The 14,465-nt window shown below is 73.0% G+C and carries 14 protein-coding genes; 3 read left to right on the forward strand and 11 right to left on the reverse strand.

The window, feature by feature from the left end; genetic code table 11:
- Positions 1-35: 35 nt before the first annotated feature.
- The 5 genes from VQH23_RS04925 to VQH23_RS04945 are packed head-to-tail and all read right to left on the reverse strand — an operon-like array spanning position 36 to position 5,236.
- On the reverse strand, positions 36-1,175 hold the full coding sequence (locus VQH23_RS04925) for a mandelate racemase/muconate lactonizing enzyme family protein (RefSeq protein WP_338664508.1): 1,140 nt from the start codon (positions 1,173-1,175) through the stop codon (positions 36-38).
- A complete protein-coding gene (locus VQH23_RS04930) occupies positions 1,172-2,347 on the reverse strand; it encodes a mandelate racemase/muconate lactonizing enzyme family protein (RefSeq protein ID WP_338664509.1) in 1,176 nt (391 codons plus the stop codon). Before VQH23_RS04930 ends, VQH23_RS04925 begins: the two co-directional genes overlap by 4 nt.
- Positions 2,344-3,339, reverse strand: a complete 996-nt coding sequence (locus VQH23_RS04935; RefSeq protein WP_338664510.1) for an NAD(P)-dependent oxidoreductase — start codon at positions 3,337-3,339, stop codon at positions 2,344-2,346. The genes VQH23_RS04930 and VQH23_RS04935 overlap by 4 nt, the downstream gene beginning before the upstream one ends.
- Position 3,340: 1 nt before the next feature.
- Complete coding sequence (locus tag VQH23_RS04940) at positions 3,341-4,480, reverse strand: mandelate racemase/muconate lactonizing enzyme family protein (RefSeq protein ID WP_338664511.1); 1,140 nt, start codon at positions 4,478-4,480, stop codon at positions 3,341-3,343.
- Positions 4,481-4,513: 33 nt separating this feature from the next.
- Positions 4,514-5,236 (reverse strand): FadR/GntR family transcriptional regulator, encoded by a 723-nt coding sequence (locus VQH23_RS04945; protein WP_338664512.1) that lies wholly within the window; start codon positions 5,234-5,236, stop codon positions 4,514-4,516.
- A gap of 88 nt (positions 5,237-5,324) precedes the next feature.
- On the opposite strand from VQH23_RS04945, the gene VQH23_RS04950 reads away from it, so the two are divergent.
- Entirely contained in the window at positions 5,325-5,678 is a 354-nt protein-coding gene (locus VQH23_RS04950) for an NIPSNAP family protein (protein ID WP_338664513.1), read from the forward strand.
- A 123-nt stretch (positions 5,679-5,801) separates the two neighbouring features.
- Here VQH23_RS04950 and VQH23_RS04955 read toward each other — a convergent pair whose 3' ends face one another.
- Positions 5,802-6,602: a type 1 glutamine amidotransferase domain-containing protein gene (locus VQH23_RS04955; protein WP_338664514.1), complete on the reverse strand. Its 801-nt coding sequence runs from the start codon at positions 6,600-6,602 to the stop codon at positions 5,802-5,804.
- Between the two features lie 136 nt (positions 6,603-6,738).
- On the opposite strand from VQH23_RS04955, the gene VQH23_RS04960 reads away from it, so the two are divergent.
- Together VQH23_RS04960 and VQH23_RS04965 are read left to right on the forward strand one after the other, a co-directional pair.
- The gene (locus VQH23_RS04960) at positions 6,739-7,641 is read left to right on the forward strand and encodes a LysR family transcriptional regulator (RefSeq protein ID WP_338664515.1); all 903 of its coding nucleotides are present in this window, start codon (positions 6,739-6,741) and stop codon (positions 7,639-7,641) included.
- A gap of 479 nt (positions 7,642-8,120) precedes the next feature.
- Positions 8,121-8,810 (forward strand): hypothetical protein, encoded by a 690-nt coding sequence (locus tag VQH23_RS04965; RefSeq protein WP_338664516.1) that lies wholly within the window; start codon positions 8,121-8,123, stop codon positions 8,808-8,810.
- Positions 8,811-9,115: 305 nt separating this feature from the next.
- Here the strand turns inward: VQH23_RS04965 and VQH23_RS04970 are convergent, their stop codons facing one another.
- From VQH23_RS04970 to VQH23_RS04990, 5 genes are all read right to left on the reverse strand, one after another.
- On the reverse strand, positions 9,116-11,305 hold the full coding sequence (locus VQH23_RS04970; RefSeq protein ID WP_338664517.1) for a xanthine dehydrogenase family protein molybdopterin-binding subunit: 2,190 nt from the start codon (positions 11,303-11,305) through the stop codon (positions 9,116-9,118).
- A gap of 4 nt (positions 11,306-11,309) precedes the next feature.
- Positions 11,310-12,305: a xanthine dehydrogenase family protein subunit M gene (locus VQH23_RS04975; protein ID WP_338664518.1), complete on the reverse strand. Its 996-nt coding sequence runs from the start codon at positions 12,303-12,305 to the stop codon at positions 11,310-11,312.
- Between the two features lie 4 nt (positions 12,306-12,309).
- Positions 12,310-12,897: a (2Fe-2S)-binding protein gene (locus VQH23_RS04980; protein WP_408904326.1), complete on the reverse strand. Its 588-nt coding sequence runs from the start codon at positions 12,895-12,897 to the stop codon at positions 12,310-12,312.
- A gap of 213 nt (positions 12,898-13,110) precedes the next feature.
- A complete protein-coding gene (locus VQH23_RS04985) occupies positions 13,111-13,995 on the reverse strand; it encodes an AraC family transcriptional regulator (RefSeq protein WP_338664519.1) in 885 nt (294 codons plus the stop codon).
- Positions 13,996-14,040: 45 nt separating this feature from the next.
- Complete coding sequence (locus VQH23_RS04990) at positions 14,041-14,442, reverse strand: RidA family protein (protein WP_338664520.1); 402 nt, start codon at positions 14,440-14,442, stop codon at positions 14,041-14,043.
- Between the last annotated feature and the right edge of the window lie 23 nt (positions 14,443-14,465).

The raw sequence follows: 14,465 nt of genomic DNA on the forward strand, positions 1-14,465 counted from the left end.
CCGCCCTCTGTCGGGGCGGTCGTCAGGGTTGTGCGCTACACGTAGCCGGGGCCCTCGATGGCGGGGTGGGCCCGCAGCCAGTTCTCGTCCACCTCCACGCCGATGCCGGGGGCCTCGTTCGGACGCACGCAGCCGCTGGCGTCGATCCGCCAGGGCTCGCTGACCAGGGCGTCGCGGAACAGGTTCCCGCGCGACACGTCGGCCTCGAAGTATCCGGCATTGTCGATGGCGCAGAGGAAGTGGATGGTGGCGGCCTGGTTCAGCCCGGTCATGGAGCTGTGCGGGTGGACCCCGATCTTGTGGGCGGAGGCCATGGCGGCGATCCGCAGCGCCTCCGTGATGCCGCCGCACTTGGACAGGTCGAGCTGCCAGATGCCGATGCTGTCCGCCTCCAGCAGCGGGGCGAACTCGTAGCGGGTGAAGTGGTTCTCCCCCACAGCCAGCGGCGTGCGGCCGTAGCTGCGGGCCTCGCGGTAGGCGCGGTGATCGTGCGGCGGGAAGGGTTCCTCCAGCCAGCCCATCTGCAAGGCGTCCATGGCCGGCATCACGCGGCGGACATCGGCGAGGGAGTAGGCGGTGTTGGCGTCGGCCAGGATGTCCACCTCGCCGCCGAAGGCGTGGCGCACCGCTTCCATGCGGGCGGTGTCGTTCGGCACGGTGTCGCCGATGCGGAGCTTCAGGGCGCGGTAGCCCGCTTCCAGGTGCGGGCGCGCCTCCTCCACCAGCTCCTCCGGCGGCTGGTAGCCGAGCGCGACGCCGCCGGCGTAGGCGGGCACCGCGCGGGCGGCGCCGCCGAGCAGCTTGTAGAGCGGCCAGCCCGCGGCTTTGGCGCGGATATCCCACAGCGCCATGTCCAGGCCGGACATGGCGAGGGCGCAGCCCGCGCCCATGCCGTGGCTGGCGAGCTGGCCGCGGTAGATGCGGTTCCAGACGCCGACCACGTCGGTGGCGTCCATGCCCTTCACCAGCCGCGTCAGCGTGGTCTGGAGCAGGGCGGCGACGGCGGTGTGGGCGCGGCCGTGGTGGCTTTCGCCCCAGCCGACAATTCCATCCTCGGTGGTGACCTTCACCACCACCGCGTCGCGCTTCACGGCGCGGCCGACGCCGAGGGCGACGCCGCCGCCCTCCGGCACGGGGAAGGAGGTGGGAAAGGCCTCGACGGCTGCGATCTTCATGCTCGGCCTCCCTGGCCGTACTGCTGGAGAAAGGATTCCCGCACGGTGATGCCGAGGCCGGGACGGTCCGGGATCTCCACGTGGCCGTCCTCCACCGGGAAGCTCTCCTCGATCAGGTCGTGCAGCATCGGGTTGTGGCCGAGGGAGTATTCCAGGATGAAGCCGGCGCTCTGCGTGACGGCTAAGTGCATGCCAGCCGCGAAGGCGGGCGCGCCGGACCAGAGGTGCGGCGCGAGGCGGAGGTTGTAGGCGGAGGCGAGGGCGGAGATCCGCAGCGCCTCCGTCAGCCCGCCGGCGATGGCGAGGTCGGGCTGCAGCACGTCGGCGGCCCGCAGCTCGCAGATCTCGCGGAAGTCGTGGCGGGTGAACTCGCTCTCGCCCGCGCTGATCGGCACGGAGGAGGAGCGGCGCACCTCGGCCATGCCCGCCTTGTCGTCAGCGCTCACCGGTTCCTCGAACCAGAAGAGGTCGCAATCCTCCACCATGCGGGCGAAGGCGCGGGCCTCGGCAACGGTCCAAGTGCCGTGGGCATCGGCCATCAGCCGGATATCCGGGCCGAGCCTTTGCCGCGCCGCGCGCACCCGCGCGGCGGAGCGGGCGGGCGAGCCGTCCATCACGCCGACGCGCATCTTCACGGCGCGGAAGCCGGCCTTGTCGCAGTAGCCCTGCAGCTGTTCACCGATACTCGCGGCATCGGCCCAGCCGCCGGAGGCGTAGGCAGGCATCCGGTCCACGCGCTTGCCGCCGAGCAGGCGCCAGACCGGCACGTCCAGCGACTTGCCGAGGATGTCCCAGAGCGCGACATCCACGCCCGCGATCGCCGAGATGGAGAGGCCGCGGCGCCCGACCTGTGGCAGGGCGTAGCCGCCGGCCACCGCGTATCCCTCCCGCGGGGTGTTGTACATCACGTCCCAGAGGCGGGAGATGTCGCGCGGGTCCTGGCCTCGCAGCAAGGGCGCGTAGTCGTCGTTGATGATGGCGGCCAGCCCGGCGCAGGCGGCCGCGCTGCCGACGCCGGCCTTGGCCTCGCCCCAGCCGGTCAGGCCGGTGTCCGTCTCCACCCGCACGATGACGGAATCGAAGGTGGGAACGCGGCCGAAATCGCTGGTGTGCTGGCGCTCATAGGGGATGGGCACGCGGCACCAGGTGGCCTGGACGCGGGAGATCTTCATGCCGCGGCCTCCTCGGCCGGATGGCCCAAGGCGGCGCGGCGCGCGCGCGAAGCCTCCCAGGCCTCGGGGTTGATGAAGGAGCGGGGGCGGTCGCCCGCGAGGATGCGGACCACCTCCTCGGCCGCGCCCGTGCTCATGCGCTCCACCGCTTCCGCGCTCAGTCCGGCGACGTGCGGAGTGAGGATGACGTTGGGCAGCGCCCGCAAGGGATGGTCCGGGGCGAGCGGCTGCTCGTCGTAGACGTCCAGCGCGGCGCCGCCGATGCGGCCGGCGCGGAGGGCATCCAGCAGCGCCGCGCCGTCCACCACCGGGCCGCGGGCGAGGTTGAGGAGCCAGGCGGTGGGCTTCATGCGGGCGATCCGCGCGGCGGAGACGAGGCCGCGCGTCTCCGGCGTCAGCGGGAGGGCCAGGGCGATGAAGTCGCTCGTCTCGAAGAGAGCGTCGAGTTCCGCGCGCTCCACGCCGGGCGGCATGGCGCCGCTGCCGCGGCGATGGCCGAGCACGCGCATCCGGAAGCCGGTATCCGCGATCTCGGCGAGGCGCGTGCCGATGGCACCGATGCCGATGATCCCGAGAGTGCGGCCGCGCAGCTCGAAGGCCGTGGCGGAGCGGGAACGGGCGGTGTCCCATCCCTTCGCCAGCAGCTCCGCGTGCATCGTCTCCGCGCGCCGCGCGACGGCGAGCATCCCCGCGATCGCGAACTCGGCCACGGAATCGGCGTTGGCGCCGGGCACGTTGGCGACGAGCACGCCGTGGGCGGTGCAGTCCTCCACCGGGATCATGTCCACGCCCACGCCCTGGCGCACGGCGGCCAGCAGGCGCGGAGCACGGGCGGAGAGGTCGTCCGGCAGCTTGCGGCGGACCACCACGGCCTCGGCACGGGCGAGGAGGGCGTCCAGGCCATCCGCGCCGGGCAGCTGCACGTCGTGGCCGGCGGCGCGCAGCACGGCCTCCCCGGCCGGGTCGATGGGGTCGGTCAGCGCGACCAGCATCTCAGGCCACCTTGTACTGTTCAAGGACGGCCATATCGACCTCAATGCCCAGCCCCGGCGCGTCCGGCACGCGGACGATGCCGTTGCGCTGCACGATGGGATCCTTCGCCAGGTGGTCGCGCAGGGGGTTCGGCGTCTGCTCGAACTCCAGCATCGGCGGCATCGGGCGGAAGGCCGGCGGCATGTCCGGCAGGGCGGCGATGAACTGCACGGTGGCGGCGAGGCCGATGGCGGAGCCCCAGGCATGGGGCACGCACTCCACCCCGTGGGCGGAGGCCATGGCGGCGATCTTGCGGCACTCGCTGATGCCGCCGGCGGCGCAGACATCGGGCTGGACGATGTCCATCGCCTTGCGCGCGATCACGTCGCGGAAGCCCCAGCGGGTGAAGTCGTTCTCCCCGCCGGCCACGGCCATGTCGAGGGCGCGCGTGACCTCCACGTAGCCGTCATGGTCCTCGGGGGAGATCGGCTCCTCGAACCAGAGGATGTCGTGCTCCTCCATCGCGCGCCCCAGGCGGATGGCCTGGGGCACGGTGAAGCAGTGGTTGGAGTCGACGGCGAGCTTCACGTCCGGCCCGATCGCCTCCCGCACGGCCTTCACGCGGCGCAGGTCCAGCTTCGGATCGCCGAGGCCGATCTTCATCTTGATGGCGCGGAAGCCCTGCTCCGCGTACTCCACCGCTTCCTCCACGGCTTCCTCGACGAGGCGGTCCATGTCGATGAAGTAGAGGCCGGTGGCGTAGGCCTGCACCTCCGTCCGGTGGGCGCCGCCGATGAGCTTGTGCACGGGCTTGCGGACCGCCCGGCCGATGATGTCCCAGAGCGCGATGTCGATGCCCGACAGCGCGGCAATGGTCATGCCGGTGAGGCCGTAATCCTTGATGCGGTTGTAGAGGTCCTCCCAGACCACCTCCACGTCGAAGGGATCGCGGCCGATCACGCGGGCGCGGTACTGCGTCTCGATGATGGTCTTGTTCACCATGGCGGGGCCGTAGCACTCGCCCCAGCCGGTGATGCCCTCATCCGTCCTGATCTCGACGATGCAGGAGGCGCGCGTGGTGTAGAGCCAGCCGCGGGCCGAGGTGAAGGGCTGCTCCACCTTGGACTGCAGCACGTGGCAGATGACGTCGGTGACCTTCATGCTCTTCCTGTTCCCTCCCGCTGGACCGCCGCTTCAGTCGCCGCGTGCCCGCTTTTCCAGCAGTTCCATCCAGTAGCTCTCGACGCCGCGCAGGTGCCCGCCCATGGCCGCTTCCGCGCCGTCCGGATCGCCCGCCGCCACCGCGTCACGCATGGCGCGGTGCTGGCGCTGCGAGAGGGGGGCGCGGCTGCCATCGGCGAAGTAGGCGCGGCGGCGATTGCGGGACATGAGGTAGAAGGCGTTCACCACGCGCAGGAACACGTGGTTTCCCGTCGCCTCCACCATCGCCAGGTGGAAGGCGGCGTCCTCGTCGGCCGGGTTGCCGGCGGCGGCGATCACGGCGTCCGTGCGCGCCAGGATCTCGTCCAGCCGCGCCACGTCCTCCGCGAGGCGGCGCTCGGCCGCGAGGCGGACGGCCTGCATCTCGAGGATGCGCCGCAGCTCCACCACCTCGTGCACCTCGGCCTCCGTTAGGGGAATGCCGAGCTCGGCCTGCAGGACGATGGCCTCGATGGAGCCCTGCCGCTCCACCGGGCGCAGGTAGATGCCGGAGTTCGGTCGGCGCTCGATGATCCGCAGCGCCTCCAGCACCGCCAGGGCCTCCCGCACGGCCCCGCGGCTGGCGCCGAAGCGCTCCGCCAGCTCCCGCTCGGAGGGCAGGCGGTCGCCGGGCTCCAGGCGGCGATGGGCGATGAAGGGCAGCAGGCGGCCGATGAGGTTGGCGCGCTCGTCGCCCGCGGCGGGGATGGCGATCACCCTTTGACGTTCCCCCGAACTGGTCCTACCAAATTGGTAGAGCCAAAATCGGGGCGTGCGCAAGGCTCGTCCTGGGGAGGAGATGCCGATGATCGTCGAGGAACGGATCTACACGCTGCAGGCCGGGCAGGCCGCGGCCTACCTGACCGCCTACGAGGCCGAGGGGCTGGCGATCCAGAAGCCGATCCTCGGCCGCATGGTCGGCTACTACTCGACCGAATTCGGTCCGCTGAACCAGGTTGTTCACCTCTGGGCCTATGAGGACCTTGCGGAACGGGCGGAGCGGCGGGCGCGGCTCTTGGCGGACCCGGCCTGGAAGGCCTATGCGGCAAAGGTGCGGCCGATGGTCGTTCACCAGGAGAACAAGCTGCTGCTCCCGGCGCCGTTCATGACGGTGCTCTGCCAGGACCCGAGTGTGTCGCCCGCTGGGCAGACGCACTGACGCCGGCACATCGTCGCACCACCGCCCTGCCCGCCCATCGGCTGGACCTCGGTGGTGCCGGGACCGGAGGCCGGCGGTGGCCAGGAGCGGCGAATCCCCCGCCCTTCCGTGTGATGCGAGCTCTCATCCGTCCGCGACCGACCGGTCGAGCGCCTCGACCAACCGGGCGGCAAGCTGATGATCGGAGCCCGGGTTCTGGCCGGTGATGAGCTCGCGATCGACGACGACATGGGGTGCGAAGTCGACGGGATGGGTGGTCACCCTGCCGCCCGCGGCCTGCAGCGCCCCGGGCATGTCGAAGAGCAGCCTGCCGTGCAGGAGCGCGTCCTCGGCGATCCTCTCCTCGGCCGACGAGAAGACGGTCATCCGGTATCCGGCATAGGCCCAGCCCCGGGCGTAGCCAGCGGCCCCGACCTTGTCCCCGGCGGCCAGCGCGGCGCGGAACTCGCGGGCGCGCGGCATTGCCGCCACGATGGCGACCGGGCCGTGGCAGAGCAGGGCGGTCGGCTTTCCGGCCTTGTGGAAGTGGCGGAGGATCGTGCCCAGCGCGACATCCTGCATCAGGTCCACCACCGGGGCGTGCCCGCCGGGCACGAACAGGCCGGCATAGCCGTCCAGCCCGTCCTCGATCACGGAGCGCAGGGTGCGCACCTCGTTCATCGAGGGGTCTGCGGCGTAGAACCGCTGGGCGCGCTCATGGGCGGCCTCATCCCCGCCGAAGTGCTGCGCCGAGTCCGACGCCTCGTCAATGTGAGGCTTCGTCCCGTCCGGGGTGGCGAGCACGACCTCGTAGCCGGCCGCGATCAGCGCCGTCGCGGGCACCACCGTCTCGTTGAGGTACTGCCCGATCGCGGCGGAGCCGCCGTCCTGCAGCTCGATCCGCGTGGCGTTGGAGCCGGCCACCAGCACCGTTCCCTTGGTCATCTCAGCCTCCGTTGCGCGTTCCGCATCCCCTGCGGACAACCGGAACTTGGCTCGGGGTGAGATATTCCAGAAGTTTATTGTCTTGATTTCAGATATGTCGGCCGGATTATAAGTTGTGCGCTATGACCTGAACCTCTTGCCGATCTTCACAGCCCTGATGGAGGAGCGCAGCGTCACCCGCGCCGCGGAGCGCCTCGGCATGACCCAGCCCGCGCTGTCGAATGCGCTCTCACGCCTGCGGGTCATGCTGCGGGACCAGCTCTTCATCCGCGAGCGCTACGGGATCCAGCCCACCCCGGTCGCCCTGGAGCTGGCGCCCGGCATCGCCGAGGCGCTGGCGCGGCTGGACGACGCCGTGCTCGGCCAGCAGGAGTTCGAGCCTGCCAGCGCGGAGCGGCTGCTAACCATCGCGCCCAACGGCTATGTCGAGTTCGTGCTGGTGCCCGCGATCGTCGCGCGGCTGCGGCAGGTCGCCCCGGGCATCAGGCTGCGCCTGACCCCCTACAGCAACGACCTGGTCGAGACCGGCGTCACCTCCGGCACCACGGCGCTGGTTCTCGGCCGCATCCCCGATCCCCCCGACAACCTCGTCGTGCAGCACCTCATGGATGAGGGGCTCGCCTGCGTGGTGCGGACCGACCACCCGGAGATCGGCGGCAGCCTCACCCGGGAGGAGTTCGAGCGGCTCAGGCACGTCAACGTGGTGCCGCCCGGCCGGATGCGGGCCGGGCTGTTCCAGGCGCTGGCGGAGCAGAAGCTCCGGCGCGAGGTCGCCATCTCCGTCACCAACTTCTTCGCGGTCGCTGAGATGGTCGCCGTCACCGACCTCTGCGCGACCCTGCCAGAGCTGATCTGCCGCCGGCTGGCCCACGACCCCCGGCTGAAGGTCCTGCCCTTGCCCGTCGATCTCGGGACCTTTCCGGTCGAGATGGGCTGGCATGTGCGCTACCGGCACGATCCGGCGCATCGCTGGCTGAGGTCGCTCATCGCCGAAATGGCGGAGTTGGTTGGCCGGCCGCCTCGATGGCGGGCGACGTAGGACACTGAAGCCGCGGAGAGGTCCGAGCTCGCTGGTCGCGGGCGGAGTCAGGCGCACGGCGAGACGCTGTCGTGCCGATCGGCGGTCCGGCAGCGAGGCGGCTGCTCTGTCGCCCACAGGGCTCGACACCCTGTCGTCGGCCGCGCCAGGCACCGCCGGGCGCGACCAGCACGGCAATCCCGCGAAGGTCTTCGGCAGGATCGCGAGCGACTGCCGAAGGCACAGCCGGCAAAGTTCCGGACCTCAGGGTAACGCCGCGGGACCGCCCGCCTCTTCCGTGTTCAGGGCGGGGGCTGCGGCGCGGCGTTGGCCAGGGCGATGCGGCAGGCCGCCCGGGTGTGGGCGGCATGGTAAGCGACAGGGCCAGGACGCTGCGCGACCCCATCCTCTCCAACCCCCGTGACGGCGGACGGTCATCCGCGACGAGCCTGGGGAGCCTTTCGCGCTGCCGGCCCGATCGCTGCCGCGGGATGACCGGGTTGAGGCGGGCCACAGCGTTCCTCGCCGTCGCCTGCCTCCCGGCGCTGTCCCCGGCCCAAGCCCAGGACCAGGGTGCGGCCGCCGGAACCCGCGGCGTGCCGCCGCGGGACGGCGTCTGGCTCAGCGCGGGTGTGCGGACGCTCCTCGGCGCGGCGCCCGGGGCGCGCGGCGACGCCACCCTCTACGTCTCGCGCTTCGGCGGCATCGGGCAGCGGGCCGCGCTTCTCGAACTCCGGCTCCTCCCGCCCAGCTCCGGCGGCTTCGGCCTGACCGGCGCCTATGCCGCAAGCCTTCTGGAGCGGCGGGACGGGAAGGAGAACGGCGCCCAGCTCTTCCGCCTGGGCCCGATCGCCGAGGCGCAGGTCGGGCCGGTCAGCCTCGACGGCCGCCTCGTCGCCGAGCTCGTAGTGCCCGAGGGCGACCGTGGCGTTCCCCGGGCGCGCCTGCGCGCCCGGGCGACACTTCCCGCGCCGGCGCAGGGCTGGCCCCGACCGTTCATCGCCGAGGAGCTGTTCTGGGAGGAAGCCCGGGGCCTCGCGTCGCGCCACCGGTTTTCCGCAGGGCTGCGCGCGATCGGGGCGCTTGGCGGCGCCCTCGATCTCGACGCCTACTACCAGCGGGAGGACCGGCGCGGCATCGGGGGATCCCACGCCTTCGTCCTCCAGGCGGTCTGGGTGATCGGACGGTGACGCTGCCGCGGTGCCTTGAGGCGGGCCGGTGCACCGGGACACCCATCGGGCCGGCTCGCGGCAGCGCGGCGGTTCGGGTCCGTGCGGTCGGTGGACCCTCTCGTGGGCCGATCTTTCCAGCCCTCCCGCTGCGGTAAGGGGATCGCGGGGGGCTACGGCGGATCCGGGGCCCCGCGGCTCCGGATCCGCTGACGCATGGATGCGGGTGTCCCGACGGCCAGCGGGGGCAGATCCCATCGGTGGTCCTGGGGGACCGTGGAGGAAGGGCGCGCCGTCCTCCGCGCGCCGTCCCTGCCCGCAGGAGCCTACAGCAGGTCCTCCACCCGGATGGGCAGGCTCCGCAGGCGGCGCCCCGTGGCGTGATGCACGGCGTTGGCGATCGCGGGCGCCACGCCCACCATAGCGACCTCGCCCAGCCCCTTCACGCCGGGGCCGTTCAGCCGTGGATCGGGCGCGTCCACGAAATCCACCTCGATCGTGCCGATGTCGGCGTTCACGGGCAGCACGTACTCGGCGAGGTCCGCGTTGAGGAAGCCGCCGTATCGCGGGTCCACCTCGCTGGCCTCGCGCAGCGCGGCGCCGATGCCCCAGACGACGCCGCCGCGCAGCTGGCTCGCCGCCGTGCGCGGGCTGATCACGCGGCCGCAATCGGCCACGCTGACCACCCTCGGCACGCGGATGCGGCGCGTCGTCGGCTCCACCCGCACCTCCACGAAGTGCGCCACGTGGCTGAAGCTGACGAACTCCGGATAGGCCGGGCCGGTGGCCGCCGGCAGGCCGGTGGCGAGGCGGCCCATCACTGCCTCCGGCTGCCCCGGCGCGCGCCGGCTGACCTCCACCTCCAGGAAGGGACGGCCGGCGGCGCGGAGCCGGTCCGCCGGGGTCCGGCCGGCCGGCAGCGCGTCCAGCGCGCGCAGCAGGGCGTCGCAGGCCGCGTCGGCCGCGGGGACCACGGTCGCCGTGCCCCAGGAACCGGCGGTGAGGTGCTGGGGGGTTCCGCCGGTGCTGCCGATCTCGACCGTGATCCGTTCGGGGGGGACCCCCAGCCGCCGCTGGAGGACGGCGGCGATGGCGGTCCGCATCCCCTGCCCCATCTCGTGCCCGCCGACGCTGAGGACGGCGGCGCCGTTGCCCGCCAGGCGGAGCTTCGCGACCGCCGGGGCCGTTGCCGCCTTGTAGGCGCCGATGGCGACGCCCCAGCCGATCAGGTCTCCATCAGCCGCCCGCATGGAGCCTGGCGCCATACTGCGGCGGTCCCAGCCGAAACGCGCCGCGCCCCGGCGCAGGCACTCGGCCAGGTGGCGGGAGGAGTAGGGACGGCCGGTGATCGGGTCCGCCGTCGCGTCATTAGCAAGCCGGAGCGCCACGGGGTCCCGGCCCAGCCGGTAGGCCAGCTCGTCCACGCAGCTCTCCACCGCGAAGGCGGCCGGGTGCTCGTAGGGCGCGCGCATGTAGCCGGGCGTCTGCACGTCGGTCCGCACCAGCCGCTCACGGCCGTGGAAGTTGCCGATGCCGTAGAGGCGGGAGGAGAGCTCCGTGTACTGGGTGGGGAAGAGGTCGTGGCGGGAGGTCTGCGAGTCCGTCTCGTGGACCAGCGCCGTCATCCGGCCCTCCGCGTCCGCCCCAAGCCGGATGCGGTGGCGGCTGGCCGGGCGGAAGCTGCCACCGTGGAAGACCTGGGCCCGGGAGACGACGAGCTTCACCGGCCGCCCCAGGCGCCGCGCGGCCTCCGCCGCCAGCACGGTGTGCGCCTGCAGCGAGTTCTTCAGCCCGAAGCCGCCGCCGGCGGAGGGGGAGAGGACGGTGATCCGCGCCGGATCGACCTCCAGCTGCCGGGCCAGGCCGTGGCGGATCGCCTCGGCGTTTTGCGTGCCCTCCTGCACGGTGAGGTGGCCGTCGCGCCATTCGGCGACGGTGGAGAGCATCTCGATCGGGCTCTGGTGCTGCGCGGGGTGGCGGAACTCGGCCTCGATCCGGATGGCGGCCCCGGCGAAGGCGGCGGCCGCGTCGCCCGCCGTCACGTCCGCGAACATCGGCTTGGGCAGGGGCGAATCCGCCTGCGCGACGATGTCCGCCTCCGGCGCGTCCAGCGTCACCTGGTGCGGCTCGGCCGCGAGGTCGGCGCGGACCAGCCGCGCGCCCTCGGCCGCCGCCTCCGGGCTGTCCGCCACCACCAGGGCGACCGGCTGGCCGCGATAGGCCACCTGCGGGGAGGTCAAGGGCTGGATGCTCTGGAAGCCGTAGCCGCCGCCCATGAGGAAGCCCGGCGGCTTGAGCCCGCCGAGATCCTCGTGCGTCAGCACCAGCCGCACGCCGGGCACGGCGCGCGCGGCCGCCGCGTCGATGCGCCGGACCGTGCCGCGCGCCACGGTCGCGACCGCGAGCGCGGCGTGGGCCATGCCCGGCCGCGCGTCGTCGGCGGCGTAGCGCAGGGCGCCGCGCACCTTGTCGCGCGCGTCGGCCCGCGGGGCGTCGGGATAGGCGGTGTCGCTCATCGGGTCAGGCCCTCTGCCGCGCGATCAGGAGGGCATCGGCCACGGTGCGGGCGCCGAGCTCGATGCGGAAGGCGTTGTGGTGGCCGGGGCGGGCGCCGCGCAGGGCGGCATCGCCGGCGGCGCGGGCCGCCTCCGGCGTCAGCCGCTGCCCGACCAACCCCCGCTCGGCCTCCCGCGCCCGCCAGGGGCGGGTGGCGAGGCCGCCGAGCGCGATCCGCGCCTCCCGCACCACCTCGCCCTCCATCCGCAGCGCGACGGCGGCGGAGGCGAGGGCGAAGGCGTAGGATTCCCGGTCCCGGATCTTGTGGTAGGTCGAGGCGCGGCCGAGCGGCGTGGCCGGCACACGGATGCGCAGGATCATCTCGTCGCGCGCGAGCGTGGTCTCCACCTCCGGCGTCGTGCCGGGCTCGCGGTGCAGCGCCTCCAGCGGGATGGTGCGGGCGCCGTTCGGGCCGGCCACGTCGACGGCCGCGTCGAAGGCCAGCAGCGCCACGGCCAGGTCGCCGGGATAGGTGGCGATGCAGGCCTCGCTGCCGCCGAGCACGGCGTGGCCGCGGTCGATCCCCTCCTGCGCCGCGCAGCCGCTGCCGGGGACGCGCTTGTTGCAGGCAAAGGGCTCGCCGTTGCGGAAATAGGCGCAGCGCGTGCGCTGCAGCAGGTTGCCACCGAGGCTGGCCATGTTCCGCAGCTGCTGCGAGGCGGCCTTCCACAGCGATTCCGAGAGCGCGGGGTAGTCCCGCACCAGCCGGGGATCGGCCGCCACGTCGCTCATCCGTGCGCCGGCACCGAGGACCAGTTCCCGCGGGCCGGAGGTGTCGAAGCGAGACAGGCCCGACAGCGCGTTGATGTCCACCAGCCGCTCCGGCGTCTCGGCGCCGAGCTTCATCAGGTCGTAGAGGGTGGTGCCGCCGGCCAGGAAGCGCGCGCCGGGGCCGCCGGCCGAGACGGCGCGGATCGCCGCCGCCTCGCTCTCGGCGCGGGCGTAGGTGAAGGGATGCACCGCCTCAGGCCCTCCGCATCTTCGGCGCGGCGTCCTGGATCGCGGCCAGGATGCCGGCATAGGCGCCGCAGCGGCACAGGTTGCCGCTCATGTACTCGCGGATCTCCTGCGGGCTGCCGGCGTGGCCCTCCCGCACCAGGGCGATGGCGGCCATGATCTGGCCCGGCGTGCAGTAGCCGCACTGCAGGGCGTCGTGGTCGATGAAGGCCTGCTGCATGGGGTGGAGCTCGCCGCCTTCCGGCGCGATGCCCTCGATCGTCGTCACGGCGCGGCCATCGGCCTGCACGGCCAGGGTCAGGCAGGAGGCGACGCGCCGCCCCTCCAGGTGCACGGTGCAGGCGCCGCACTGGCCGTGGTCGCAGCCCTTCTTGGCACCGGTCAGCGCCAGCCCCTCCCGCAGCGTGTCGAGCAGCGAGGCGCGCGGGTCGAGCGATAGCTGCCGCGCCTCGCCGTTCACGGTCAGGTTCACGGTGAGCTTCGCGCCAGGGTTTGTGCCAGGGTTCGCGCGGCCGGCCGCGGCGCCCTGCGCCCTTGCCGGCGCGGCCGTCCCCGGCTGGACCAGGGACGAGGAGGCGAGGGCCGCGCCGATCATCAGCGGCCGGCGGCTGACCGCGCCGGAGCTTTCGCCCGGCTCCTGCGGCGTCTCGTCCATCGCGTCGGTCTCCGGTTGGGCGGGGCTTTCCAGTCATCACCCTAGGCCACCGCCGGGCCGGGCCGCGCTCGCGATCCTGCGGAAGACACTCGCGGGATTGCCGTCCGGCGCCCGCTACCGGCGTCCGCTACGGGCGCCCGCTACGGGCGGCCCCTAACAGCGGCCCTTGCGGTAGGCGCTGGGCGAGACGCCGGTCATGCGGCGGAAAGCGGTGGCGAAGTGGGAAGGGTTGTCGTAGCCGCAGAGGAAGGCGACGGCGGAGACGGGCTCCCGGCCGGCCTCGAGGTGCCGCCGCGCCGCCTCCATGCGCAGCCGCGCCAGCCGCCGGATCGGCGTCTCGCCGTGCACCCGCCGGAAGCTCCGCAGCAGGTGGAACGGGCTCATTCCCGCCTCGTGCGCCAGGTCGGCCAGGGTCAGCGGCCGGGCGAGGTGGGCGCGCATGAAGTCGTCCAGGCGCTGCAGCCGCTGCTCCGGCGGCGGGGCCGGGGCCCGCGGCCGCAGCCCGGCGTGGCGCAGCAGGATATGGGCGGCGAGCAGCTCGCCGGAGGCCTCGGCGTAGAGGCTCGGCGCCCCGGCCAGGAGCGCCTCCGACAGGCCCAGCATCACCTGCGCGACGAGGGGGTCGCGATAGGCGAGTTCGTTCGGCAGGCGCAGCCGCGCCGGATCGGCGCCGGACAGGTCGGCGGCCACGCGGTGGAGCGTGGTGGCCGGGAGATGGAGGTGCAGGGTCTCCTTGGGCACCTCCCCGCGCCAGCGCAGGACGGTTTCCTGCCCGGGGGCGGTCATGCCCAGGCTGCCCGCCCCGTACTGCGCCGCGCGCCAGCGGCCGCCGTTCCGGGACTCGATGGTGCAGGATCCTGCGGTCACCAGGACGATGACCTGGTCGGCGGAGGCGGGAAGGACGAGCTCCTCGACCACGGCCGGGGCCGTGTAGCGCCGCAGCAGGACGGAGCGCCATCCGGCCCTGCTGCAGGCCGCGAGGGCGATCCGCGCCCGCACATGCGCGGCCAGGCTCGCGGCGTGGAAATCCTCCCGCATCACGGCGCTGCCCGCGCCAGGGCGGTTTCGGGTCGGCCCCTCACGTCAGCCGGCGCCTGCCGGGATGCGGGCGACGACCTTGATCTCGAAATCGTAGCCCGCCAGCCAGGTGACGCCCACGGCCGTCCAGTTGGGATAGGGCGGCGCGCCGATGGCCTCGTCGCGCACGGCCATCACCGTCTCGAACTGCGCTTCCGGGTCCGTGTGGAAGGTGGTCACGTCCACCACGTCGTCGAAGCTGGCGCCGGCGGCCTTCAGCACGGCGTTCAGCCGCTCGAAGGCGAGTCGGACCTGCTTCTCGAAGTCCGGCTCGGGCGAGCCGTCCTCCCGGCTGCCGACCTGGCCGGAGACGAAGAGGAGGTCGCCCGAGCGGATCGCCGCGGAGTAGCGGTGCTTCTCGTAGAGGGCCTGCCGGCCGGGCGGAAAGATCGCGTCGCGCTTGTTCATTGCATGGATCCCTGTGATTCGTT

The sequence above is a fragment of the Pararoseomonas sp. SCSIO 73927 genome, assembly GCF_037040815.1.
Classification (GTDB): Bacteria; Pseudomonadota; Alphaproteobacteria; order Acetobacterales; family Acetobacteraceae; genus Roseomonas.